This window comes from Burkholderia sp. AU30280, assembly GCF_020420125.1.
Lineage (GTDB): Bacteria > Pseudomonadota > Gammaproteobacteria > Burkholderiales > Burkholderiaceae > Burkholderia.
In genome coordinates, this window is record NZ_JAIZRY010000016.1 from 83,449 (window position 1) to 109,458 (window position 26,010).

Annotated in this window: 11 protein-coding genes and 2 pseudogenes; 11 read left to right on the forward strand and 2 right to left on the reverse strand. The window is 70.7% G+C overall.

What is annotated here, in order from left to right; all coding sequences use genetic code 11:
• Positions 1 to 54: 54 nt before the first annotated feature.
• From LGN17_RS30080 to LGN17_RS30120, 9 genes and pseudogenes are all read left to right on the forward strand, one after another.
• Positions 55 to 9,720 carry a non-ribosomal peptide synthetase gene (locus LGN17_RS30080; RefSeq protein ID WP_226200685.1) on the forward strand — a complete coding sequence of 3,222 codons (9,666 nt, stop codon included), beginning with the start codon at positions 55 to 57 and terminating at the stop codon, positions 9,718 to 9,720.
• A 9-nt stretch (positions 9,721 to 9,729) separates the two neighbouring features.
• Complete coding sequence (locus tag LGN17_RS30085) at positions 9,730 to 14,730, forward strand: non-ribosomal peptide synthetase (RefSeq protein WP_226200686.1); 5,001 nt, start codon at positions 9,730 to 9,732, stop codon at positions 14,728 to 14,730.
• Positions 14,720 to 15,745: a GNAT family N-acetyltransferase gene (locus LGN17_RS30090; RefSeq protein WP_226200687.1), complete on the forward strand. Its 1,026-nt coding sequence runs from the start codon at positions 14,720 to 14,722 to the stop codon at positions 15,743 to 15,745. The genes LGN17_RS30085 and LGN17_RS30090 overlap by 11 nt, the downstream gene beginning before the upstream one ends.
• Positions 15,746 to 15,777: 32 nt before the next feature.
• A complete protein-coding gene (locus LGN17_RS30095; RefSeq protein WP_226200688.1) occupies positions 15,778 to 17,154 on the forward strand; it encodes a lysine N(6)-hydroxylase/L-ornithine N(5)-oxygenase family protein in 1,377 nt (458 codons plus the stop codon).
• Between the two features lie 22 nt (positions 17,155 to 17,176).
• The gene (locus LGN17_RS30100; RefSeq protein WP_226200689.1) at positions 17,177 to 19,426 is read left to right on the forward strand and encodes a TonB-dependent siderophore receptor; all 2,250 of its coding nucleotides are present in this window, start codon (positions 17,177 to 17,179) and stop codon (positions 19,424 to 19,426) included.
• Between the two features lie 86 nt (positions 19,427 to 19,512).
• On the forward strand, positions 19,513 to 20,352 hold the full coding sequence (locus tag LGN17_RS30105; RefSeq protein WP_226200690.1) for a formyltransferase family protein: 840 nt from the start codon (positions 19,513 to 19,515) through the stop codon (positions 20,350 to 20,352).
• Positions 20,352 to 21,368 (forward strand): GNAT family N-acetyltransferase, encoded by a 1,017-nt coding sequence (locus LGN17_RS30110; RefSeq protein WP_226200691.1) that lies wholly within the window; start codon positions 20,352 to 20,354, stop codon positions 21,366 to 21,368. Before LGN17_RS30105 ends, LGN17_RS30110 begins: the two co-directional genes overlap by 1 nt.
• Positions 21,369 to 21,597: 229 nt before the next feature.
• The gene (gene vapB, locus LGN17_RS30115) at positions 21,598 to 21,861 is read left to right on the forward strand and encodes a type II toxin-antitoxin system VapB family antitoxin (protein WP_226200692.1); all 264 of its coding nucleotides are present in this window, start codon (positions 21,598 to 21,600) and stop codon (positions 21,859 to 21,861) included.
• A pseudogene (locus LGN17_RS30120) lies at positions 21,858 to 22,274 on the forward strand (PIN domain-containing protein). The gene vapB and the pseudogene LGN17_RS30120 overlap by 4 nt, the downstream one beginning before the upstream one ends.
• Positions 22,275 to 22,322: 48 nt before the next feature.
• On the opposite strand, the gene LGN17_RS30125 reads toward LGN17_RS30120, so the two are convergent.
• Together LGN17_RS30125 and LGN17_RS30130 are read right to left on the reverse strand one after the other, a co-directional pair.
• Positions 22,323 to 23,228 carry a nucleotidyl transferase AbiEii/AbiGii toxin family protein gene (locus LGN17_RS30125; RefSeq protein ID WP_226200694.1) on the reverse strand — a complete coding sequence of 302 codons (906 nt, stop codon included), beginning with the start codon at positions 23,226 to 23,228 and terminating at the stop codon, positions 22,323 to 22,325.
• Entirely contained in the window at positions 23,197 to 24,270 is a 1,074-nt protein-coding gene (locus tag LGN17_RS30130) for a type IV toxin-antitoxin system AbiEi family antitoxin (protein ID WP_226200762.1), read from the reverse strand. Before LGN17_RS30130 ends, LGN17_RS30125 begins: the two co-directional genes overlap by 32 nt.
• A gap of 351 nt (positions 24,271 to 24,621) precedes the next feature.
• On the opposite strand from LGN17_RS30130, the gene LGN17_RS30135 reads away from it, so the two are divergent.
• Together LGN17_RS30135 and LGN17_RS30140 are read left to right on the forward strand one after the other, a co-directional pair.
• Entirely contained in the window at positions 24,622 to 25,785 is a 1,164-nt protein-coding gene (locus tag LGN17_RS30135) for a M20 aminoacylase family protein (protein WP_226200695.1), read from the forward strand.
• A 15-nt stretch (positions 25,786 to 25,800) separates the two neighbouring features.
• Positions 25,801 to 26,010: pseudogene (locus LGN17_RS30140) on the forward strand (hypothetical protein); the annotation flags it as partial.

Here is a 26,010-nt window from a genome sequence, read left to right on the forward strand (position 1 = left end):
CCCAAGCGGCCCCGAGACTTGGCCGAAGCGGCCGGACCGAAGGACTTCACGCACATGACGAGTTTCCCGACTGCGCTGCATCACCGAATCCGCGAACTGGCGCGCCTCGCGCCCGACGCACCCGCCATCGCGATTCCTTTCCAGAATGACTTGCGCCTGTCGCGCGGCGCGCTCGACGCGCGGGCATCGCGGCTGGCCCGGCAACTGCGCGCGGCCGGCGTCGGCGCGGAAGTGCGGGTGGGCGTGTGCGTCGAGCGTTCGTGCGAATTGTTCGTCGCGCTGCTGGCCGTGCTGAAGGCGGGCGGCGTGTTCGTGCCGCTCGACCCGCGTCATCCGGCCGCGCGCCTCGACTGGATCGTCCAGGATGCGCAGTTGCGGCACGGGATCGTCGATGCCGCTGGCCGTGCGGCGCTCGGTCAGCCGTTCGAGCACGCGTTTGACGCGGCAGCGGCAGCGGAAGCGGCGGACGGGCAGGATCTGTCCGCCGATGACGAGGCCGTGCCCGTCCACCCGCGTTCGGCCGCCTACATGATTTATACGTCGGGTTCGACCGGCACGCCGAAGGCGGTCGTCGTCGAACACGGGCCGCTCGCCGCGCACTGCGACGCGCTCGCTGCCGCGCTGCCGATCGAGGCCGGCGACCGCCTGCTGCATTTCGCATCGGTCAATTTCGACGCCGCGCACGAATGCTGGCTGGCGCCGCTCGCGACCGGCGCCAGCATCGTCGTGGCGCCGCCGCAGCCGTTCGCGCCGGATGCCGCGCATGCGTTGATGGTGAACGAATCGGTCAACGTCGCCGCGTTCCCGCCTGCGTACCTGCGCGAATTCGCGGCGGTGGCCGCGCGCGACGGCGTGCCGCCGGCACTGCGCGTGCTCGCGTTCGGCGGCGAAGCGCTGCCGCAGCAGGCATTCGAATTCGTGCGCAGCACGTTCCCGTCGGTACGCCTGATCAACGGCTACGGGCCGACGGAGGCCGTCATTTCGCCGATGCTGTGGCCGGTCGAGCCGGGCGAGACGCCCGCGCTGGCCGCCACCGACGCGTATGCGTCGTTGCCGATCGGCCGCGTGATCGGGCCGCGCGTCGCGCGTATCGACGGCGGCGACGGCGACGGCGTCGGCGAACTGCTACTGGGCGGCGTTTGCATCGCGCGCGGCTATCACGGCCGTCCGGCGCTGACGGCCGAACGTTTCATTCCCGATGCCGACGGCGAACCCGGGGCGCGCGTGTACCGCACCGGCGATCTCGCACGACTGCGCGAAGACGGCGCATTCGACTATCTCGGCCGCCTCGACGATCAGGTCCAGGTGCGCGGCGTGCGTGTGGAGCCCGCTGAAATCGCCGCATGCCTGCGCTCACATCCGGCCGTGGCCGACGCGGCCGTGGTCGCCGAAAACGGCAACGGGCCGACGCGGCTGATCGCGTGCGTCGCGTTGCGCGCGGCGGCCGACGATGCGGCGCTGAAAGCACACGTGGCCGCGCAACTGCCGGCCGCCTGGCAGCCGCACCGGTTCGTGCGTTGCGATGCGCTGCCGTATACGCTGAACGGCAAGATCGACCGCGCCGCGCTGCGCGAGAAGATTGCCGCCGCGCGCGACACCGCACAAGACAGCGGCGACACGCCGCGCACGCCGACCGAACGGCAGCTCGCCGGCCTCTGGCAGACGCTGCTCGGCCTTGACGTCACGCCGTCGCGTGACGACCGGTTCTTCGCGCTGGGTGCCGATTCGCTCGCCGCGATGCAGTTGCAGGCCGCGATCCGTGCGGCCGTACGCGTGAACCTGCGGCTCGATACGCTGTTCGCCGATCCGGCGCTCTTCGAACTGGCCGAAGCGGTCGATCGTGCGGAACGCGAAACCGGCGAACCGCTGGCCGCCATTTCCGCGCGCCGCGCGCCGGCCGAAGCGGCCGAATCGGACGCGCCGCACGTCGACCGCGCCGCGTCGCTCGCGCAGCAACGCTTCTGGGTGCTCGCACAAACACGTGACGCGAGCGCCGCGTATCACATCGCCGCGCACTGGACGATCGACGGCATGCTCGATCGCACTGCGTTGCAGCGCGCGCTCGATCACGTGATCGAGCGCCACGAAGCCTGGCGCACGACGCTCGTCGACAACGACGACGGCGTCGTGATCCAGCGGATTCATGCGCATCTGCACGTGCCGATCGTCGATGTCGACCTGCGCGACCAGCCGCCCGCCGCACGCGACGCGCAAGCCGCGCGTCTCGCCGAGCGCGATGCGGCCGAACCGTTCGACCTCGCACGCGGCCCGCTGCTGCGCGCGACGCTGGTCGCACTCGCCGACGACCGTCACCGCCTGTTGCTGACCGCCCATCACGCGATCACCGACGGCTGGAGCTCGCGCTGCGCGTTTGACGAGCTGTCGGCCGCCTATCGTGCGTACGCCGAAGGCCGCGAACCGTCGCTGCCCGAACTGCCGATCCAGTACGCCGACTATGCGGACTGGCAACGCGACATGCTGGCCGGCGGCGAGGGGGAGCGTCAGCTCGACTACTGGCGCGATGCGTTGCGCGACGCGCCGGGCCCGCTCGCGCTGCCGGTCGATCGTCAGCCGGGGGCGGTGCGCACGCTGCAAGGCGCACGCGTGTCGGTGCGGCTGCCCGACGCGGTCGCGGCCGACGTGCGGCAACTCGCGCGCGACGCGCAGGCCACCCCCTTCACGGTGCTGCTGGCCGCGCTTGACGTGTGGCTGTCGCGCCTGACCGGCGCAACGGATGTCGTCGTCGCGGTGCCGGTCGCGCATCGCCAGCGCCCGGAAACGCGCGCGCTGCTCGGCCTGTTCCTGAATACGGTCGCGCTGCGCGTACGCGTGGCGCCGACGCTGCCGTTCCGCGCGCTCGTCGATGCGACGCGCACGGCAGCGCTCGACGCGGTCGCGCACCAGGACGTGCCGTTCGAGCGCGTCGTCGATGCGGTGAAGCCGCCGGTCAAGCGCGGTGACGAATGGCTGCGCGTGAAATTCGCGCAGCAGTTCGACGCGCGGCACGACAGCGTGCTGCCGGGCGCGACGGCCGTCGCGACGCCGGGGCCTGACCTCGCCGCACGCTTCGACTTCGCCGTGGATTTCACCGACGATGCAAATGGCATCGAACTGGTCGCGGCGTATGCGACCGACTGCATCGACGGCGACACCGCGCGCGCATGGCTCGACAGCTATGCGGCGCTCGTGGGTGCGGCCGCGCGCGATCCGCACCAAACGACGGCCGCACTGCCGTGTGACGCATCGGCTGCTTCGCGCCAGCCGCGCGACGGCCGTGCGCTGCGCGTCGAACATGCGGACATCGTCGCCGCGTTCGCGCGGCAGGCGGCCGCGTATCCGCATCGCGTCGCGCTCGCCGACGCGTCGGCGTCGCTGACGTTCGCCGAACTCGACGACGCATCGAACCGCGTCGCACGCGCGCTGACCCAGCGCGGCGTGGCCGCCGAAGCGTCCGTCATCGTCTGCATCGAACGGTCGGCGCGCTTCGTCGTCGGTTTACTCGGCGCGCTGAAGGCCGGCGCATTGGCCGTGTTGCTCGATCCCGCCCAGCCCGCCGCGCGACTGGCCGCGGCGGCAGCCGACTGCGGCGCGCGCTGGGCGCTCGTCGCGGAGCCGGCCGCCTGGCCGGCCGGCATCGACGCACAGCCGCTCGACGTCGACACGCTGGCGCAGGACGCCACGCTCGCGCATGCAGCCGGCGTGCGCATCGCGCCGCATCCGGAGCAGGGGGCATACCTGATCTATACGTCGGGCTCGACCGGCACGCCGAAGGGCGTCGTCGTGTCGCACGGCGCACTCGCCGACTACGTGCAGGGGATGCTCGACGAACTCGCGTTCGCACCGGACGCGTCGTTCGCGATGGTGTCGACCGTCGCGGCCGACCTCGGCCACACGACGCTGTTCGGCGCGCTGTGCGCGGGCCGCACGCTGCACCTGCTGCCGGCCGCGTGCGCGTTCGATCCCGACCTGTTCGCCGATGAAATGCGCCGCCGCGAAGTCGGCGTGCTGAAGATCGTGCCGAGCCACCTGCAGGCGCTGCTCGATGCCCGCGTGCCGGCCGACGTGCTGCCGCGCCACGCGCTCGTGACCGGCGGTGAAACGCTCACGTGGGCGCTCGTCGCGCGCCTGGCCGCGCTTGCGCCAGCCTGCCGCGTGATCAACCACTACGGGCCGACCGAAGCGACGGTCGGCGCGATCGCCTGCGACACGGCGTCGATCGCCGCCGATGCGCGCGATCCCGCGAGCGGCGTGCCGCTCGGCCTGCCGCTGCCGAACGCGCGCGCGCTGGTGTTCGACGCATTCGGCGCGTGCGTGCCGGCCGGCGCGACGGGCGAACTGTATCTGGGCGGGCCGGGCGTCGCACGCGGCTACCTCGGGCGCCCGGCGCAGACCGCCGAGCGCTTCGTCCCCGATCCGTTTACGCCCGGCGCGCGGCTGTATCGCACCGGCGACCGCGTGCGCCTGCGCGCGGACGGCCGCCTCGCGTTCCTCGGCCGTATCGACGATCAGGTGAAGATTCGCGGCTATCGCGTCGAACCGGGCGAGGTGAGTGGGGCCGTGCGCGCGGCCGGCCAGGTCGCGCAGGCCGAAACCCTCGCGATCGAACACGACGGCCGCCTGCGGCTCGCGACGTTCGTCGTGATGCGCGACGGTGCGACCTTCGACGAGGCTGCGTTGCGCGAAGCGCTTGCCGCGAAGCTGCCCGACTATATGGTGCCCGCGCAGTTCGTCGCGCTCGCGCGCCTGCCGGTCACCGCGAACGGCAAGATCGATCGCGCCGCGTTGCGTGAACGGGCGGCCGCGCCGGTCGCGACGGCATCCGGCGATGCGCCGCAGGGCGCGGTCGAAACGGTGCTCGCCGAAGTCTGGCAGGCCGTGCTGAAGGCGCCGAAGGTCGGCCGCGACGACAACTTCTTCGAGCTCGGCGGCGATTCGATTCTCGTGCTGCAGGTGATCGCCCGTGCGCGCAAGCGCGGCGTGCGATTCACGCCGAAGCAGCTGTTCGACGGCCCGACGGTCGCCGAACTCGCACGCATTGCGAAGACGGAGGATGTGGCTGCCGCTGCCGCCGCGCAACCTGCGGCCGCGGCTGGCGTGCCGGCGGCTGCGCAGGTCCTGACGCCCGCTCAGCAGCGCTTCTTCGCGCTCGATATCCCGCATCCGGGCCACTGGAACCAGTCGGTTGCGTTCGATGTGCGCGGGCCGTTCGACGCCGACGCCTTCGCGCGCGCCTTCGCATCGTTGCTGACGCATCACGACGCATTCCGCCGGCGTTTCGCGGGTGGCGCTGACGGCAAGTGGCACGCCAGCGAGGCGGCGAAGCCGTACGACGCGCTGCCGTTCGCCGAAGTCTCCGCCCGCGACGAAGCCGACGCGCTTGCGCGCTTCGACGCGTTGCAGCGTCGTCTCGACCTCGGCCGCGGGCCGCTTGCCTGCGCGTGCGCGGCACGCTTGCCGGACGGCTCCACGCAGCTCCATCTCGCGATTCACCATGCGATCGTCGATGGCGTGTCGTGGCGCATCCTGCTCGACGACCTCGACACGGCGTACCGCGCCGCTTGCGAACGCGCGCCGGTCAAGCTGTCGCAGCCGGGCCTGCGCGCGGATGCATGGGCGGCTCGGCTCGCACGTGCGGCAACGGAACCGGGCTCGCCGTTCGCGGCCGAGGCTGCGTACTGGGCCGGCATGGCGCAGGGCGACGACATCGTGCCCGACCATCCCGACGCGGCGGCAACGAACGCCGATGCGGCCGTCGTCGTGCAGACGATCGACGCGGCATTGACTCGCGCGGCGCTGACCGATGCGCATGCGGCCTATCGCACGCAGACGATCGACGTGCTGGGCGCGGCGCTCGCACTGGCGCTGGCCGGCGTGAGCGGTGCCGCGTCGTGCCGTGTCGAACTGGAAGGGCATGGCCGCGAGGCACTGTTCGACGACGCGGACGCCAGCCGCACGATCGGCTGGCTGACGAGCCATTACCCGGTGACGCTGCCGGTCGCGGCCACGGCGCGTGACACGCTGTGCGCGGTCAAGGACGTGCTGCGCGCGGTGCCGCACAAGGGTCTCGGCTTCGGCGTGCTCGCGCACTACGGCGATGCGGCGACGCGTGCGGCGCTGGCCGCCGTGCCGCGCCCGCGCGTCACGTTCAACTATCTCGGCCAGTTCGACGCGCCGCGCGATGCCGTGCTCGTGCCGCGCTTCGGCGGCGCCGGCGTCGAGCGCGATCCCCAGGGGCCGCTCGGCAATACGCTCGCGATCCACGCGTACCTCGATACGGATCGTGACGGCGCGCGCACGCTGAAAGTGCACTGGGTCTACGGTGCGCCGCAATTCGAACGCGCGACGATCGACGCATTCGCCGAACGCTTCGCGGCGGCGCTGCGCGAACTCGTCGACGCGTGCGCATCGCGCGTGGCGCATCGCGGCGGCGGCGCGACGCCGGGCGATTTCCCGCTCGCGCAGTCCGCCGGTCTCACGCAGGCCGCGATCGAGCGCGCGCCGCTCGACTGGCGCACGATCGACGACGTGTATCCGTTGTCGCCGATGCAGCAGGGCATCCTGTTCCATGCGCTGTTCGCGCCCGGTCACGCCAGCTATGTGAACCAGCTCGTCGCGACCGCGATCGCACTTGACGCCGACCGGCTCGCGGCCGCATTCGACGCGTCGATCGCGCGCCACGACATCCTGCGCACGAGCGTGATGCCGGACGAAGCCGCGCCGCTGCAGTGCGTGCATCGCCACGCGCGAATGCCGGTCGAACAGCTCGACTGGCGCACGCGCGGCGACACGCTCGAGGCCGATTTCGACGCCTGGCTCGCGGCCGATCGCGCCCGCGGTTTCGACTGGCGCGAGCCGCCGCTGATGCGCCTCACGCTGATCCGCGTGACCGACGACGCATGGCGCGTCGTGTGGACGCGTCATCACGTGCTGCTCGACGGCTGGAGCACGGCGCGCCTGCTCGCCGACGTGCTGCGCGACTATCGCGACCCGGACGCCGTGTCGCCGTTCGCCAGCCGCCCGGCGCTGCGTTATCGCGACTTCATCGCCTGGCTCGGCACGCGCGACCGCGACGCCGACGAGCGCTTCTGGACGGAGCGCCTCGCACGACTCGACGCACCGACGCTGATCGCGGCACGCACGGCCGACCGTGCGGATGCCGAAATGCTCACGTGGCGCGCAACGCTCGATGCCGGCGCGATGACGCGTGTCGCGCAAACCGCACGCGCGTTGAAGCTGACCGTCAACACGCTGGTGCAGGGCGCCTGGGCGCTCGCCCTGCAGCGGATGACGCACCAGCCGGCCGTCGCGTTCGGCGCGACCGTCGCGGGCCGCCCCGATGCACTCGCGGACGTCGATTCGGTGCTCGGCCTGTTCATCAACACGCTGCCGGTGATCACCGCACCGGCGCCGCAACAACGCGCGGCCGACTGGCTGCAAACGCTGCAACGCGAGAACGCGGCTGCCGCCGAGCACGCGCACACGCCGCTCGCCGACATCCAGCGCTGGGCGCGCGGCGGGGGCGGCGCCCTGTTCGACACGCTGGTCGTGTTCGAGAACTACCCGGTGGACGACACGGCGCGCGACGCCGATCCGCGTGCGCTGGCGTTGAGCGGCGTGCGCAGCATCGAAGCCACCGATTTCGCCCTGACGCTCGTGATCGAGAGCGGCGCCGAGCTGACGATCGACTACGGCTACGACACCGCGCGCGTCGATGCGCGACAGGTGGAAACCTGGCACCGCGCGTTTGCATGCGCGCTCGATGCGCTGGCCCGCACGCCGGATGCGCTGCTCGGCACGCTGTCGATCGCCGACGAAGCGACTCGCGACGCGCTGGTCCGTGCGCGCAACACCGCGCACACCTGGCCGGACGCGCAACGTCAGCCGCTGCATCTGCAATTCGCCGATGCGGCGCGGGCGACGCCCGACGCGATCGCGCTCGAATACGCGGACGTTCACGGCGGCGTGCATCGCGCGACCTATCGCGAACTCGACGCCAGCACGTCGCGCATCGCGGCCGCATTGCGCCGGCGCGGCGTGCGGCCCGACACGCCGGTCGCCCTGTGCGTCGAGCGTTCGTTCGACATGGTGATGGCGCTGGTTGGCGTGCTGAAGGCCGGCGCAGCCTACTTGCCGGTCGATCCCGACTATCCGGCCGAGCGCATCGCGTACCTGCTGCGCGACGCGCGGCCGGCCGTCGCGATCACCCAGGCTCATCTGCGCGAGCCAGTCGAAGCTGCGCTCGGTGACGGTGCAGGCACGCAATTGCTGACGGTTGCCGACCTGCTCGCCGATGAAGCCGAAAGCGATGCCGTCGGCGCGACCGCAGCGATCCACGACGCGCAGCTCGCGTACCTGATTTACACGTCCGGTTCGACCGGCAAGCCGAAGGGCGCCGGCAACACGCACGGCGCGCTCGCGAACCGGATCGCGTGGATGCAGCACGCATACCGGCTGACGCGCGACGACGTCGTGCTGCACAAGACGCCGTTCGGCTTCGACGTGTCGGTGTGGGAATTCGTGTGGCCGCTGGCGATCGGCGCGAAGCTCGCGATCGCCGCGCCCGGCGACCATCGCGACCCGGCGCGCCTGGCCGCCGCGATCCACGCGCACGGCGTGACGGTGCTGCACTTCGTGCCGTCGATGCTGGCCGCGTTCGCCGCGTATCTCGACGATTTCTCGGCCGCCGCGCAGTGCGACAGCGTGCGCCTGATCGTTGCAAGCGGCGAGGCGCTCGCGCCTGAACTCGTCGCGAAGACGGCGCGACTGCTGCCGAACGCGACGCTCGTGAACCTGTACGGGCCGACCGAAGCCGCGATCGACGTGTCGCACTGGACCTGCGGCCCCGACGATGCGGAGGCTGCCGCGGTGCCGATCGGCCATCCGATCGCGAACCTGCAACTGCACGTGCTCGATGCGGCGTGGCAGCCGGTGCCGGCCGGCGCGACCGGCGAACTGTATCTCGCGGGCGCGGGCCTCGCGCGCGGCTATCTCGGCCGTCCGGCGCTGACCGCCGAGCGTTTCGTGCCCGATCCGTTCGTGCCGGGCGCGCGCATGTACCGCACCGGTGACGTCGCCCGACGGCGTGCCGACGGTGCGCTCGACTACCTCGGCCGCGTCGATACGCAGGTCAAGCTGCGCGGCCAGCGGATCGAGCCGGGCGAGATCGAGGCGCTGCTGCGTGCGGCGCCCGGCGTGAACGACGCCGTCGTGATCGTGCGCGACGAGCAACTGATCGGCTATGTCGCATGCGGCGACGCGGGCCCGCTCGACCGGGTGGCGCTGCTCGACGCGCTCCGTGCGCAATTGCCGGCCTACATGGTGCCGTCGCGACTGATCGAACTCGACGCGTTGCCCGTCACGCCGAACGGCAAATGCGATCGCCATGCGCTGCCCGCGCCGGCGCGCGAAGCGGCAGCCGACGTCGCGCTTGCGACCGACACGGAACGCACGCTCGCCGGGATCTGGCAACGCGTGCTGCACGTGGAGGCGATCGGCCGCGACGACGATTTCTTCCTGCTCGGCGGCCATTCGCTGCTCGCGACGCAGGCCCACGCGCAGGCGAACCTGCACTGGGGGCTCGCGTTGCCGCTGCGCACGCTGTTCGACACGCGCACGCTGGCGCGCTGCGCGGAGGCGATCGACGCGGCCTGCGCGGCGCGTGGCGAAACCGACGCGGCGAGCGCGATCGATGCGCTGCTCGGCGAACTGGAAACCCAATAAGGACGACGGATGACGAAGGTTCAACCCGACTGGCTCGCGCTCGCGACGCGTTTCGCGCAACTGCCCGACGCGCAGCGCGCGGTCTTCATCGACAAGCTCGGCGCGGCCGGCATCGACTTCCGCGTGCTGCCGATCCCGCCGCGCACGCCGCGCAGCGAGCGCGTGCCGGCGTCGTTCGCGCAGACGCGGCTGTGGCTGCATGCGCGGCTGATCGATGCGCCCGACGCGTATCACATCACCGAGCGCCTGGCGCTGACGGGCCCGCTCGACGCGCATGCGCTGCGCCTGGCGTGCGACGCGCTGATCGCGCGCCACGAGGCGCTGCGCACGACCTTCGACGAAACGCAGGACGGCGTGACGCAAACGATCCACGCGCCGTTGCGCTGCCCGTGGCGCGAAACCGATCTCGAAGCGCTGCCGGATGCGCAGCGCACGGCGCGCGCGGAGGCGGTCGCGACGGCTGACGAAGCCGAGCCGTTCGATCTCGGCGCGGCGCCGCTCGTACGCGCCCATCTGGTGCGCTTCGATGCGACCCGTCACTGGCTCGCGCTGACCGTGCATCACATCGTGTCGGACGGCTGGTCGTCGGGCGTGATGCTCGAGGAGCTCGCGGCGTTCTATCGCGCGTATGCGTCCGACCGGCCGGTGCCGCTCGCGCCGCTGCCGATCCAGTACGCCGACTACGCGCTGTGGCAGCGCCGCTGGCTCGACGCCGGCGAGCGTGACCGCCAGCTCGCGTTCTGGCGCGAACGGCTCGATCCGCAACGCGGCGTGCTGGCGCTGCCGGGCGCGGCTGCGCGACCCGCACGCCGCAGTGCGCGCGGCGCACGCCATGGGTTTTCGCTCGACGCGCGCCTCGGCGCGCAGTTGCGCGCATTCGCGGCTGCCTCGGGCGCCACGCCGTTCGCGGTGCTGCTTGCCGCGCTCGATGCGCTGCTGGCGCGCGCGACCGGCGACGCGCGGATCTGCGTCGGCGTGCCGGCCGCGAACCGCGAACGCGCGGAAGTCGCCGGCCTGATCGGCTTCTTCGTCAACACGCTCGCGATCGACGTCGAGGTGCCCGCGCACGGCGATTTCTCGTCGCTGGTCGCGCGCACGCAGCGCGCGCTCGTCGACGCGCAGATGCACCAGGACGTGCCGTTCGAGCAGGTGGTCGACGCGCTCGGCGTGCCGCGCAGCGCGAGTCACCATCCGCTGTTCCAGGTGATGGCCGCGTACGGCGAGCGCCGCGCGCTGCCGGCGCTCGGCGCGGCGTCGGCCGCGTTGCTGCCGTCGGGCACGCCGTCCGCGAAATTCGACCTGACGCTTTCGGTCGAAGCGACGCCGGACGGCACGTTCGACGCCGCATTCATCTACGCGCTCGACCTGTTCGACGCGGACGCGATCGCACGACTGGCCGCGCGCTTCGTCACGTTGCTGGCCGATGCGCTCGCGCGCCCCGGCATGCCGGTCGGCGATCTCGACTGGCTGCCCGCCGATGAACGCGAGCAGCTCGTTGCGTGGAACGCCCCGGCGGGCGCCGCCGAATCCGAACCGTTCGTGCCCGTTCATGCACGCATCGCCGCGCATGCGCGGGCACGGCCCGACGCACGCGGCGTTGCCGATACCGATCGCGCGTTGACGCGTGGCGAAGTCGATGCACGCGCGGCACGGCTGGCGCGCCATCTGGTGGCGGCCGGCGTACGGCCCGAAATGCGCGTGGGCGTCGCGCTGCAGCGCTCGGTCGATCTGCTCGTCGCGCTGATCGCGGTGCTGAAGTCGGGCGCCGCGTTCGTGCCGCTCGATCCGGCGCATCCGCGCGAACGGCTGGCGCAGATCGTCGGCGACGCGCACATCGCGCACGTGCTGACCGACGGCGCGAGCGCCGCGTCGCTGCCCGAACTGCCGGATCTGCGCGTGTGGCGTGCCGATGAAGTCGATGCACTCGACGCAGCCGCGCACGTCGCGCTGCCGGACGTGCTGCCGGGCCACGCGGCCTATGCGATCTACACGTCGGGCTCGACCGGCAAGCCGAAGGGCGTGATCGTCGATCATGCGTCATTCGCGCGACATTGCGCGGCGATCGCCGAGCGCTACGGCGCGGGCGAGAACGACGTGTTCCTGCTGTTCCAGTCGGTCAACTTCGACGGCGCGCACGAAGGCTGGTTTTCGCAGTACATGTCGGGCGCCGCCGTGTCGGTGACGGCCGACGTGCTGTGGCCGCCCGCGCAGACCTGCGCGATGATGGTCCGCGATGGCGTGACGATGACCTACGTGCCGCCCGGCTGCGCCGCGCAGCTCGCCGAATGGGCGCTCGCGCACGGTGCGCCGCCGACGCTGCGTTCGCTGACCGTCGGCGGCGAGGCGACGTCGCGCGAGGCGTTCGCGATGCTGCGCCGCGCGCTGCCGAACGTGCGCGTGGTCAACGGCTATGGCCCGACCGAGACGGTCATCACGCCGACGCTGTGGATGTTCCGGCCCGGCGACGATCTCGCGAAGCTCGGCGACGCCGCCTACCTGCCGATCGGTACGCTGGTCGGCGCGCGCACCGCGCATGTGCTCGACGAACGCCTGCATCCGCTGCCGGTCGGCGTGATCGGCGAACTGTATCTGGGCGGCGAGGGGATCGGCGTCGCGCGCGGCTATCTCGACCGTCCCGCGCTGACGGCCGAGCGCTTCGTGCCCGATCCGTACGGCGCGCCGGGCGCGCGGCTGTACCGCACGGGCGACCTCGTGCGGCGTCGCGCGGACGGCGTGTTCGACTTCATCGGCCGCGTCGACCATCAGGTGAAGCTGCGCGGGCTGCGCATCGAACTCGGCGAGATCGAGGCCCAGCTTGCCGCGCACGACGCGGTGCGCGAAGCGTGCGCGGTCGTGCACGGGCAGGGCGCACGCGCGCAGCTGGTCGCGTACGTCGAGCTGACCGCCGACGCACGGGCGGCCGCGCGGCCGGTCGAAGCCGCGACGCTCGACGCGCACCTGCGCCGCACGCTGCCCGACTACATGGTGCCCGCGCAGCTGATCGTGCTCGACGCGCTGCCGCGCAACGCGAACAGCAAGGTCGACCGCGCACGGCTGCCGGCGCCGGTACGTGTCGAACGCGCGTACGAAGCGCCGCACGACGGCGACGAGGCCGCGCTCGCCGCGATCTGGTGCGACGTGCTGAATCTCGAGCGCGTGGGGCGCGGCGATCACTTCTTCGATCTCGGCGGCCATTCGCTCGCCGCCGTGCGCGTGGCGACGCGCGTGGCCGAACGGCTCGGCCGCGACGTCCCGGTGCGTGCGCTGTTCGAAGCGCCCGTGCTCGCGCAGTACGCGTTGCAGGTCGCCGGTGCGCCGCACGCCGCGCATGCCGGTGCGGCAGCGCCGGGCGTTGCCGTCGCCCAACCGGACGCGCACGGCGTGTGGCCGCTGTCGCCGGCGCAGCTCGGCCTGTGGTTCCTGTGGCGCGCGCAGCCGGACAGCGCCGCGTACAACATTCCGGTCGCGCTGCGCGTGCGCGGCCCGCTCGATGTCGATGCGCTGCGTGCGGCCTTTGCGGATGTCGGGATCGTGCATCCGGCGCTGCGCGCGCGGCTGGTCGAGCGTGACGGCGCACTTCCGGGCCAGCGGATCGACTCGGACATTGCCGTCGAACTGCCGGTGGTCGACCTGTCGGCGCAACCCGATGCGCTCGTTCGCGCCGCGGCGCTGACCGGCGAGGATGCACTCGCTCCGTTCGACCTCGCTGCCGATGCGCCGCTGTGGCGCGCGCGGGTACTGCGGCTCGGGGCGGAAGATCATGTGCTGTCGGTGACGATTCATCACATCGTGTCGGATGGCGAATCGATCGAGCTGTGGCTCGACGCGGTTCGTGCCCGCTATGTCGCCCGCGTGCAAGGCGGCGCCGCGCCGGCCGATGAGGCTGTTGAGGCCGTTGAACCGGCCATGCCGCTCGTGCTGCCCGCGCCGTGCCATCCGGCCCGCGTCGCGTACTGGCGCGACGCGCTGGCCGATCTGCCGGCGCGCGTGCTGCCGCAGCGCGCGGACGCACCGGCCGTGCCGCAATGGCGTGCGGCCCGCATCGCATTCGAATTCGACGGCGCCCTGATCCGCGCCGCGCGCGACACGGCGTCGGCCGCGCACGCGACACTGCCGATGCTGCTGCACGCGGCGCTCAACACCGCGCTGTTCCGCACGACGGGCGCGGCCGACCAGCCGGTCGGCGTGCTGGCGTCGACGCGCGAGCTGACGGGCGACGCGGCCCGCGACGCGCTCGGCCTCTTCATCAATTCGGTCGTCGTACGCACGCGGCTCGACCCGGCCGCGCGCCGCGCGGACGTGCTCGCACAAGTGCGCGACACGGCGCTCACGGCCTACGCGCACGCCGACGTGCCGTTCGCGGACGTCGTCGCGGCGCTGCGCGCGCCGCGTGCCGCGCAGGCCAATCCGCTGTTCCAGGTGATGTTCAACTACCTGCGCCCGGCGGGTGCCGCGGCGCGCGACTGGGCCGGCCTGTCGCTGGCCGGATTCGACGAGGTGCGCCATCGCGTCGTGTTTACGCTGGAGCTGGACGTCGTCGAGCATCCGGACGGCCGCGTGAGCGCCGCATTCTCGTATGCGGACGAGCTGATCGACCGCGGTTTCGTCGATGCGCTCGTCGACGTCTATCACGACGAAGTCGCGCGTTTCGCCGGCGCGTCGGAAGCGGCGCTCGGCGCGCCCGACCAGCATGCTGTCGCGCCGGCGTCGCATCGCTCGCAGGCGGAAGGCAACGGGCGCGCGGCAACGTCGTCACGTGCACCGCACGCGGCTGCCGCTCTCGCGGCGCTGTGGTCCGACACGTTCGCGACGGCCGCCCCCGAAGCGGACGCCAACCTGTTCGAAGCCGGCGCGACCTCGTTCGACGTCGTGCGCTTCGTCGACGCGGCGGTCCGTGCCGGTCACGCGCTGACGGTCGCCGACCTGTTCGCGTCGCCGACGCTCGCGGCACTCGGCGCGCGACTTGATGCGCACACGGAAACGGGACAGGAGGCGCGCCATGCTGGCTGAAGTGCGTCCGGACGGATTCACGCTGCTCGATACCTGCCGCCTCGCGTTCGCGGACGGCCTGTTCGCCGTGCGCGACGGCGCGCAGATCCGCGTCGCGCAGGGCGACGGCATCGGCGCGCAGTTGCTGCGCGCACAGCTCGGCGACGATGGCGCGCTGCGCCTCGTCGCGTACAACCATCGCGCGGCCCCGGCCGACCAGCGGCGTGCGCTGCTGGTCGCGCTGGCCGCGGCGTTTTCGGATAGCGCCCGCCACGCGGCGATCCGGCTCGACCCGGCCGCGTGGCCGGCGGTTGCGCTCGATGCGCTGCGCGCGAGCGGCGTGCTCGCCGACGGCGGTCTTTGCATGCGTGAAGGCTGGGCGCAGCAGGCCGATCTGTGGCTCGTCGGCCCGCATCTGCCGTGCGCGACATTGCCGATGTTCACCGACGGCCGCCGTCATCCGCGCCGGCCGCCCGCGCCGCGCGGCGAGGTCTACGCGCGCGACCTGCCTGCGCTCGGCGTGCGCTTCACGCTGCGCGGCTGGCAGCCGGCCGAGGACGCCGCGCGTCTCGCGCGCTGGTTCGACGAGCCGCGCGTGCGCGACGGCTGGCCGGGCACGCCGCCCGGCACGCAAGGCGCTGCGCCCGACGCCGATCCGCACGTGATTCCGCTTGTCGGCTGCTTCGACGGCGAGCCGTTCGCGTATTTCGAAGCGGTCTGGCTGAAGGAAGACGCGCTCGCGCCGCACGTCGCGGCGCGCGACTACGACCGCGGGCTGTGGATGCTGGTCGGCGAGCCGCGCTGGCGCGGCCCGCATTGCGTGGCGGGCTGGCTGCCGTCCGTCGTTCATTACCTGTTTCTCGACGACCCGCGTACCGAAGCGGTCGGCTGTGCCGTTCCGGCCGGCCACGCGCGGGTTGCCGACCATCTCGCGCGGCATGGCTTCGCGCGGCAGCGCCGTCTCGCGCTGGCCGACGCGCAGCCGCTGTGGATGCGCACGCTGCGCGAGACGTTCTTCTCCGGCCGTCACGTCTGACGCGCCGGATTCACCGACAAGGGAGCTGAGACATGCAGAGAGAAACCGTATTCGACCTGATCGGCGTCGGCTTCGGGCCGTCGAATCTGGCGCTGGCCGTGCGCCTCGCCGAGCGCGGCGGCGCACGCACGCTCGCCCATTGCTTCGTCGAGCGCCAGCCGGAATTCGGCTGGCACCGCGGCATGCTGCTCGACGACTGCCGGATGCAGATCTCGTTTCTGAAGGATCTCGTCACGATGCGCGATCCGAAAAGCCGCTACACGTTCATCAACTATCTGTTCGAACGCGGCCGGCTGAACGAATTCGTCAACCTGAAGAACTTCTATCCGACCCGCGTCGAGTTCCACGACTACCTGAGCTGGGTGGCGGAGGCGTTCGACGATCGCGTCCATTACAGCGAAACCGTCCTGGCGATCGAGCCCGTGCGCGGCGACGGCGCGCGGATCGATGCGCTGCGCGTGCTGTCGCGCGACGCGGCCGGCCACGAGCGCCAGCGCGTCACGCGCGCGCTGTCGGTCGGCGTCGGCGGCACGCCGGCGATTCCGGACGCGTTCGCCGCGCTCGGCCGCGACCGCGTGATCCACTCGTCGTCGTACCTGACCGACATCGGCCGGCTCGTCGCGTCGCCGGACGGCGAGCGCCGCCGCGTCGCGGTGATCGGCGCGGGGCAGAGCGCGGCCGAGGTGTTCATCGATCTCGCGCGCCGCTTCCCGCACGTCGACGCGAACCTCGTGATGCGCGCCGGTGCGCTGAAGCCGGCCGACGACAGCCCGTTCGTCAACGAGATCTTCAGCCCCGAGTTCACCGATGTCGTCTACGCGCAGCCGCACGCCGCGCGCCGCGCGCTGCTCGAGCGCTATCGCGACACGAACTACGCGGTGGTCGACCGGCCGCTGATCGAACAGATCTACGAAATGCTGTACCTGCAGCGCATCGACGGCACGCCGCGTCATGCGCTGCTCGCGAACAGCGCGATCGAGGCCGCGGTGCGCACCGCCGACGGCCGCATCGAGCTGACGCTGCGCGACCGGATGAGCGGCGACACGCGCGTCGAGCGCTTCGACGCGCTCGTGCTGGCCACCGGCTACCGCCGCGACACGCATTCGGCGCTGCTCGAAGGGCTCGCGCCGCACCTGGGTGACGCGCTCGCGCGCGGCGACGTGACGCGCGACTACCTGCTCGCGACGCCCGAGCACTTCGCGCCGCGCATCTACCTGCAAGGCTGCTGCGAAGACAGCCACGGCCTGTCCGACACGCTGCTGTCGGTACTGGCGCGTCGCGCGGACGAAATCTGCGCGTCGCTCGAAAACGAGATCGCACCCGCCCATGAAGAAGGCGCGGCCCGGGCATCACAGGACAAACGACGGGACAACGGGGTGAGCGCGAGCCGGATGGCTTTCGCTCTTTGACAAAGGCGCGGTCGGAGACCGCATGAAACAAGTGGAGCAGAGAAAGATGGAGTGGGCAACAGGCACGCGTTTGCGTGCGATCGCAGCCGCGGCGAGCGTGGCGTTCGGGGTGGCGGCAGGGCAGGCGCAGGCCCAGACGGCGCCAGCCGTGAACGCTGCCGCCGCGGCGTCGGCCAGCAGTGCGCAGAACGGTGCGTCGGCCAATGGGTCGACCGGCACGCTGCCGACGATCAACGTCAACGCGGCCTCGGAAGGAGACGGCACGGTCGGGCTCGTCGCGAAGCGCAGCCGGACCGGTACGAAGACCAGTACGTCGATCAACGAGATCCCGCAGACGATCAACGTCGTCACCGCGCAGCAGATCGAGATGACCGGCGCGACCGACGTGAACGCGGCGCTGCGCTACGTGCCGGGTTTCTCGTCGTACGGCTCGGACAACCGCTCCGACTGGTACGCGGCGCTGCGCGGCTTCACGCCGACCGCGTACGTGAACGGGCTGCAGGTGCCGAACACGATCAACCTGGCGAGCTGGCGCGTCGATCCGTACATGATCGACAGCATCAGCGTGCTGCGCGGGCCGACCTCGGTGCTGTACGGCGCGGGCGACCCGGGCGCGATCGTCGACGTGCAGACCAAGCTCGCCGACGGCGAGCGCGTGCGCGAGGCCGGCGTGCAGATCGGCAACTACGCGCGCAAGCAGTTCATGATCGACGTCGGCGACAAGCTCGACCCGGACGGCAAGTATGCGTACCGCTTCGTCGGCGTTGCACGCGACGGCAACGCGCTGACCGGCCCGAACAACGACCAGCGCGTCGCGCTCGCGCCGTCGTTCCGCTGGCGTCCGGACGCGGACACCTCGCTGACGCTGTCGGCCACCTATCTGCAGGACTGGGGCGACATCTCGTCGAACTTCCTGCCCGCGCAGGGCACGGTGCTGCCGAACCCGAACGGCCAGATCAACAAGGACATCTACGAAGGCGACGGGAACTTCAACTACTACCGCAAGAAGCAGTGGTCGGTTGGCTACCAGTTCGAGCGGAACCTGACGCCGGCGTGGACGTTCCGCCAGAACACGCGCCTGATGCACCTGTCGCTCGACAACGGGTCGGTGTTCGGCAACGGCTTCGTCGACGGCAGCACGACCGACGTGTCGCGCTGGGCCGGCGTGTTCCAGATGAACTACAGCCGCTTCGACATCGACAACAACCTCGAAGGCCGCTTCGCGACGGGCCCGCTCCAGCACACGCTGCTGCTCGGTTTCCAGTACAACCGGCAGACCGCGACCGACAGCGAATGGCTCGCCGCCGCGCCGCCGCTGAACATCTACAACCCGGTGTACCAGCCCGTCACGACGGCGGTGTTCACGCCCGACGCGACGTTCCGCACCAACACGTACACGACGATGAACACGTTCGGCCTGTACGCGCAGGACCAGGTCAAGTGGAACCGCTGGACGCTGACGCTCGGCGGCCGCGAGGACTGGGTCAACATGCGGATGGACGACCGCGCGGGCGGCACGTCGACGAAGGCGGACGTCACGGCATTCACCGGCCGCGTGGGCCTCACGTACCAGGGCGATTACGGGCTGTCGCCGTACGTCAGCTATGCCACGTCGTTCAATCCGCTGATCGGCGTGAACCTGCTCGGCGGCGGGCTGCCGCAGCCGACGCGCGGCAAGCAGATCGAGGCCGGCCTGCGCTGGCAACCGCCTGGCAAGAACCTGATGCTGAACGCGGCGATCTACCAGATCAACCAGACCAACGTGCTCACGCCGGCGCTGCCGAGCCAGGACAATACCGGCACGAAGTCGGTGCAGACCGGCGAAGTGCGCTCGCGCGGGATCGAGCTGAGCGCGACCGGCAAGCTCACGCGCAACCTGTCGGTGATCGCGTCGTACGTCTACCAGGACGTGAAGAACGTGAAGGCCAACGACGTGTCGCTGAACAACTGGCCGGTCGACATTCCGCGTCCGCGCCAGATGGCGTCGCTGTGGACCGACTGGACGTGGCACACGGGGCCGCTCGCGGGCTTCGGCCTCGGCGGCGGCGTTCGCTACCAGAGCGCATCGGCCGGTGCGGCCGACAACTCGCTGACGGTATCGAGCGTCACGCTGTTCGACGCGGGCGTGCACTACGACACGCGCAACTGGCGCTTCGCCGTGAACGGGACGAACCTGTTCAACCGCCATTACATCAGCGGTTGCCAGTCGGCGAACGTCTGCGTGTTCGGGACCGACCGTACCGTGATCGCGACCGCGAAATACAACTGGTGACGATGCGCGCCGCGGCGCGCCGGCCGGCCTGCGTGGCCGGCGCGGGCGGGCCGCGGCGCCATCGTCCGCTTTTCCACGACGCATCCATGCCGAAGAAAAATCTCGTCTACATCCAGTCGCTGCGCAACGGCGCGGCCGATCGCGCCGGCCAGCCGGTCGCTTATCGCGGCGGCACGCGCTACATGAAGGCGCCGCTCGAATTCCTCGTCGAGCGCCTGAACGACTCGCCGCTCGGCGAGCGTTACACGCTCAAGGGCGTGATCGTCGACGACGACGAAGGCTCGCCGGCCGACCGCGCGAAAGTCGCCGACTACGGTTTCGCGCGCACGCCCGGCCGCCCGTGGATCCTGCCGGAAGGCCTGACCGTGCAGGGCCGGCCGGTCGACGAACTGTTCTGCACGATCCCGTCGACGTACCGGCGGCTGCCGCGCGACGCGCGCGAGCGCGCCGCGGCCAAACAGGCGTTCGAGCGCCGTCTGCTCGAGCGCCTGCTCGAACTCGAAGCCGACGTCGTCGTGCTCGACGGGCTGCTCGTGATCCTCGACGAACTCGTGCGGCCCGGCGCGCGCTTTCACCGGCGCATCGCCAACATCCACCCCGGCATCACGGCCGACGGTTCGCCGTACCAGCGGCGCGGCGCGTGGGCGACGCTCGACGCACTGCACGGCGCGCGCGGCGAACGGGTGGACTGGGCGAGCGGCGCAACGTCGTCCGTCGAGCCCGTGATGATGACGGGTGCATCGTTCCACTACGTCGACAACGGCATCGATTCCGGCGAGGTGATCTGCGACGTGCTCGATACGCCGATCGCGCCGGACGACACGATTCTCGAACTGCGCTGGAACAACTTCCAGCGCAGCCTGTTTCCGGCACTCGAGCGGGGGCTGCACGTCCTCGCCGACCGCCACGACGCGGGAGCACTGTGATGGAAGACACGCTGACGAAACCGGCCGGCGCCCCGAACGCCGTCGAAGGTGAAGTGGCCGCCGCGCTCGACGGCGCCGCGCGCGGGCAGGCGCTGGCGGTCGCCGAGCACACGCTCGACGCGTGGCGGCCCGACGACTCGCCGGACGTACTGCTCGCGGCGTTCGTCGCGCTGTTCAACACCGACACGCGCTACGACGCGGCGACGATCACCGCGCCGCTCGGCGGCGCCGATGCGGCGGCGATTGCATCGTACGTCGCTCGCGCGGTGCGCGAGGGCGTGATCGACGGCGCGCAGGTGGCCGGCGACACGCTGCGTCTCACCGTGTCGCGCGCGACGTTCTGGCAGAACCCGCGGCCGTGGCTGAAGGCGCCCGCGTCGGGCGGCATGCCGCTGCGCCACGTGATCACGAATGGCCATCGGCACCCGGTGCGGCCGCCATCGCCGGCCGGCGAGATCTACGCACGCTATATGCCGCAGGTCGGGATGACGTTCAGCCTGCGCACGGTCGATGTCGACGCGCACGCGGATCTGTTCAGCGGCTGGATGAACCTCGATCGCGTCGCGCAGTTCTGGGACCAGCGCGGCACGCGCGACGAACACGCGGCGTATCTCGCCGAGCGGCTTGCCGATCCGCACATGCACCCGATGATCGGCTATTTCGACGACACGCCGTTCGGCTATTTCGAGTTCTACTGGGCGAAGGAGGACCGTCTCGCGCCGTTCTACGACGCGCACGACTACGACCGCGGGCTGCACCTGCTGATCGGCGATCCGCGCTTCCAGAGCGCCGGCAAGCTGCATGCCTGGTGGAGCGGGGTGCTGCACTACATGTTCGTCGACGAACCGCGCACGCAGCGCCTCGTCGGCGAACCGCGCGTCGATCACGTGCGGCATATCGCGTACATGCACCGGCTCGGGTTCCACACGCTGAAGGAATTCGACTTCCCGCACAAGCGCGCGGCGCTCACCATGATCGAGCGCGATACGTTCTTCGACACGTTCCGGTTGCCGTGACGGCGCGAATGCGCGGCGCGGCACGACGCGCCGGCATCGGCCGTCCGGCATATGGACCGCGCGGCCTGCGTCGTGAAGAATGGATCACTCTCCTCATCGACGACAGGCCCGCAACAATGGCGAAACATCTTCCGCAGCATGGGGCGCGACATCCGGGTTGCGTACGCCCATATTGACATATGCCGGCATATGTCTAGACCGGGTGCATCGTACTCCCGTGGAGTGGCTCATGCGTACTGTTTCCATTTTCAAGAATGCCCGTAACCAGGCAATCCGTATCCCGAAGGACATGGAGTTCGAGGGGGTGACGGAACTCGAAATCCGCCGCGAGGGCGACACGCTGCTGCTGTGGCCGGTGCGGCCTACGTGGCTGTCGTTCGCGAGCGAACCGCTGGCCGACGCCGATTTTCTCGCAGAACGCCCGACCGTGATCGAGTCCGGCCGCTTCGACCTCTGCGGTGAGGGCGAAGCGCCGACGGAGTCCAGCCGGTGACCACGCTCTACATGCTCGATACGAACATCTGTTCGTTCATCATGCGCGAGCGGCCGCCCGTGGTGCTGTCGCGGCTGCAATCGTGCGTCAATGCGCAGCACCGGATCGTCGTCTCGGCAATCACCTAGGCCGAAATGCGGTTCGGCGCGCTCGGCAGGAAGGTGTCGCCGAAGCATGCGGAACTCGTGGCGACCTTCGTTGCGCGCCTGGACGGCGTGCTGCCGTGGGATACGGCGGCCGTCGATGCCACGGCGGCGATTCGTGCTGGTCTTGCCGCGCGCGGCACGCCGATCGGCGCGAACGATACGTCGATCGCCGGGCATGCGATCGCGGCCGGGGCGGTGCTCGACACCCACGGCAGCCGCGAGTTCGGCCGTGTCGCCGGGTTGTCGCTCGAAGACTGGGCGGCCTGAGCGCAGCATGCCGCGCGCACGGTCGCGCGGCTGTACCGCAGCAGCGCGTCACGTGCGCGGTGCGGGGCGATCTGCGAGAAAGGCGGTGCGGAACGCGTCGAGATACCGGTCGGCGTCATCGCTGAATTCGCCGGGCAACAGCGCGAACGCGCGTGCCAGCAGATCCTGGCCGAGCGCGGCATAAGTCGCTTCATCCGACAGCAGCGCGCGGATCGCGTCGCGCGTGTGCGGCAACGCAATCCGTTGCGCGTCGCGCGCGAGCAGCGCGGCAGCGGCGAGTTCCGGCTGGAACGCGTGCATTTCGAGCAGGTCCGGCGCGACATCCCAGATGCGCTCGCGATTACCGGCGTCGTGGAAATGCGTCAGCAGGAACAGCAGGTCGTACGCGTCGCTGTTCTGGCGCGCGCGCCGATCCCTCCACGCGAGCAGCTTGAGCAGCGCGAGCGCCGGCAGGCTGGCCACCGGCACCACGGTGTGCGCGTCGATCGACACCGGCTGCGCGGTGTCCACCGCTTCCTGAAAACCGAACACGTTCAGCACGAACTCACCGCCGGGCGGCCACGCGATCTCGCCGGGCGGCGTTTCGAGCGGCCCGAACGGCACGAGATCCAGCTCCGTGCGAACACCGTGTGTGCCGCTGTCGAACAGCAGTTTCTGCTGCTGTTTCGGTGCGCGGGCGAACTGCCCGGTTGCGACGAGCGCGTCGATGAGTCGCTCGTGAAACGGCCAGCTCACCACGCACACCGCAACGTCGACATCGCGCGTCGCGCGCGCCGGCTGAATGCCGTGAACGTGCCACATCAGGATGTCGCGCGCGGTTGCGCCGGCGACCACGAATGCCGCGTCGAGGCGTGAGCAGGTCGAGCACACGCTCTGCAGCAGCGCAAGCGCCGCGGGCGCCAGCGGCCGGCGTGCGTCGACCTCAAGCGGGCGGGTGGGCGAGGTATCGGTCATGGATGCGCCCGGCGACGGCGAGATTGCGGCTGTCGCCGGACGCGACGAGATCCGCGTAGATCAACAGCGGCGGCACGACCGGTACGTCCTGCTCGCGCCAGGCGAGCGCCGCCGGCGGCGGCCAGAACGCTTCGACGAGCTCGACGTCGCCGCGCTCGTCAGCGCGCAGGCGGCCTTGTAGCAGCAGCTGGTTCGACGCGGGGCCGTGCGTATAGACGGTGATCGCGGCCGGCTTCAGATCGTGCGTCAGTAGGTCGGCCGCCGGCTCGCCGCCGAGCCGCGCATTGAATGCGGCGAAATCGAAGCCGCGCCACCAGTCGGGCGAGAGCGCGGCAAATCGTCGGCTCGGCAGTTTCGCGCGCAAGCGGCTCGGGTAGAGCGCGACCCATTCCTGCACGAAGCGCGGCCAGTCGGGAATCAGGCGCTCGCCGTTGCGGCGCTGCCCGACGAGGGCGCGCGCGACCAGATCGTCCATCGCGAGATTGACCGTGCCGAGCGCGACGTCCGACGCGGCGGCGATCGCCCGGTACGGTTGGGCGACGAGGCCCGGCTGCGTCGCGAGTGCGAACATCACGGCCAGCCCCTTGGGCGTCGTTGCGCGCGACGCCTGCCGGCGCGGTGCGCGTGCGGGCTTCGGCCGGCCCGAGATCATCACGGTCGCCTCCGGCTGAATCAGGCATGCGTTGCCGGCGGTATCGAGATACGGGATGCCCTGGTCGGTCAGGCCGGCGGCCAGTTCGGCCGAAAGGTATGGCGCGACGAGCATCAGCGGCCGCTCCCCAGGCTTCGCGGTATCGCCGCCGAGGCGGCGCAGTGTCGCGAGCGCGTCCGCCAGCGATTCGACGCGCAGGCTGACGGCGGCCGGCATCTCGAAGGCGTGCCCGGCAACGTCGAAGCGGATCATCGCGTCGGCGCGCGCGTGGCCGGCGGCCGGCACCCGTACGGGCCGCGCACGAAAGCGCCGGGTAGCGCGTTCGAACGCGGCGCAGGCTTCGTCGAGCACCTGCTGTTCCGACATGGAGAGGGAAGGGTTCGCGGGCATCGAAGGCAATCGCATGTTCACTTTTTTTCCATCGTACACAAAAAATGTACGAGCGTCAAAAAGTGAACAAATATTCGCAAGATTTTGATTATTCATAACTATTTAATGATGCCGAGCAATGGTCATTGGAGCCCTCATACGCAAGAAGTTGACAGGTGGCGCACAGTTTCGCGTGTCCGGCCCCGGCGCGGCAGTCGTCCGGACGGCCAGCTTGCGCGGCTCGCGCACCGTTCTCAATATGGCAACTGCGAGTTGCTACCGCGACAACTTTCCGTCTGCTCGGTTGCCGTTGAACGGACTATCCTTGCCTGCACATCCCGGCAGCACCACCGCACATCAGGAGACGACACCGTGACGCACAGCGTGATTCCCGCAGGCCTCGCCGACGAAATGATCGAGATCCGGCACCGCATCCATGCCCACCCCGAGCTCGGCTTCGAGGAATTCGCGACGAGCGACCTCGTCGCGGAACAGCTGCAGTCGTGGGGCTACACGGTGCACCGCGGGCTCGGCGGCACGGGCGTCGTCGCGCAGTTGAAGGTCGGCAACGGCGCGCAGCGCCTCGGCCTGCGCGCCGACATGGACGCACTGCCGATCCACGAGGCCACGGGCCTGCCGTATGAGAGCAAGATCGCCGGCAAGATGCACGCGTGCGGCCACGACGGCCACACGGCGATGCTGCTCGCGGCCGCGAAGCATCTTGCCCGCGAGCGCCGCTTCTCGGGCACGCTGAACCTGATTTTCCAGCCGGCCGAGGAAGGGCTCGGCGGCGCGAAGAAGATGCTCGACGAAGGGCTGTTCGAGCTGTTCCCGTGCGACGCGATCTTCGCGATGCACAACATGCCCGGCTTCCCGACGGGCAAGTTCGGTTTCCTGCCGGGGTCGTTCATGGCGTCGTCGGATACGGTGATCGTCGACGTGCAGGGGCGTGGCGGCCACGGCGCGGTGCCGCACAAGGCGGTCGATTCGGTGGTCGTCTGCGCGCAGATCGTTATCGCGCTGCAGACGATCGTGTCGCGCAACGTGCCGCCGCTCGACATGGCGATCGTCACGGTCGGCGCAATCCACGCGGGCGAGGCGCCGAACGTGATTCCCGATCGCGCGCAGATGCGCCTGTCGGTGCGCGCGTTGAAGCCCGAGGTACGCGACCTGCTCGAGACGCGCATCAAGGAGGTCGTGCATGCGCAGGCCGCCGTGTTCGGCGCGACCGCGACGATCGACTACCAGCGCCGCTACCCGGTGCTCGTCAACGATGCGGAAATGACCGCGTTCGCGCGCAACGTCGCACGCGAGTGGGTGGGCGAAGCGAACCTGATCGACGAGATGGTGCCGCTCACCGGCAGCGAGGATTTCGCGTTCCTGCTCGAGAAGCGGCCGGGCTGCTACCTGATCATCGGCAACGGCGACGGGGAGGGGGGCTGCATGGTGCACAACCCCGGCTACGACTTCAACGACGCGGCGCTGCCGACCGGCGCGTCGTACTGGGTGAAGCTGGCGGAGGCGTTCCTGGTGTGACCCGTCGTACGAGCCGGTTGGCGGCTTCTCGAGTCATACGAAACGCAGGGGCGAGCGTGGCAGGAAGCGTCGAAAACCGGGGAGGCATCGGGCGCGCCCAAGCCGTTCGGCAGCGAGGCCGTCCTGGCCCGGATGCGGGCGACGCGCGAATCGAACGCCATCCGCAGCCGCATAAAGTACGCCTGGGATTGTTGCGACGGGGCGCGCAATCCCAGCATGACTTGA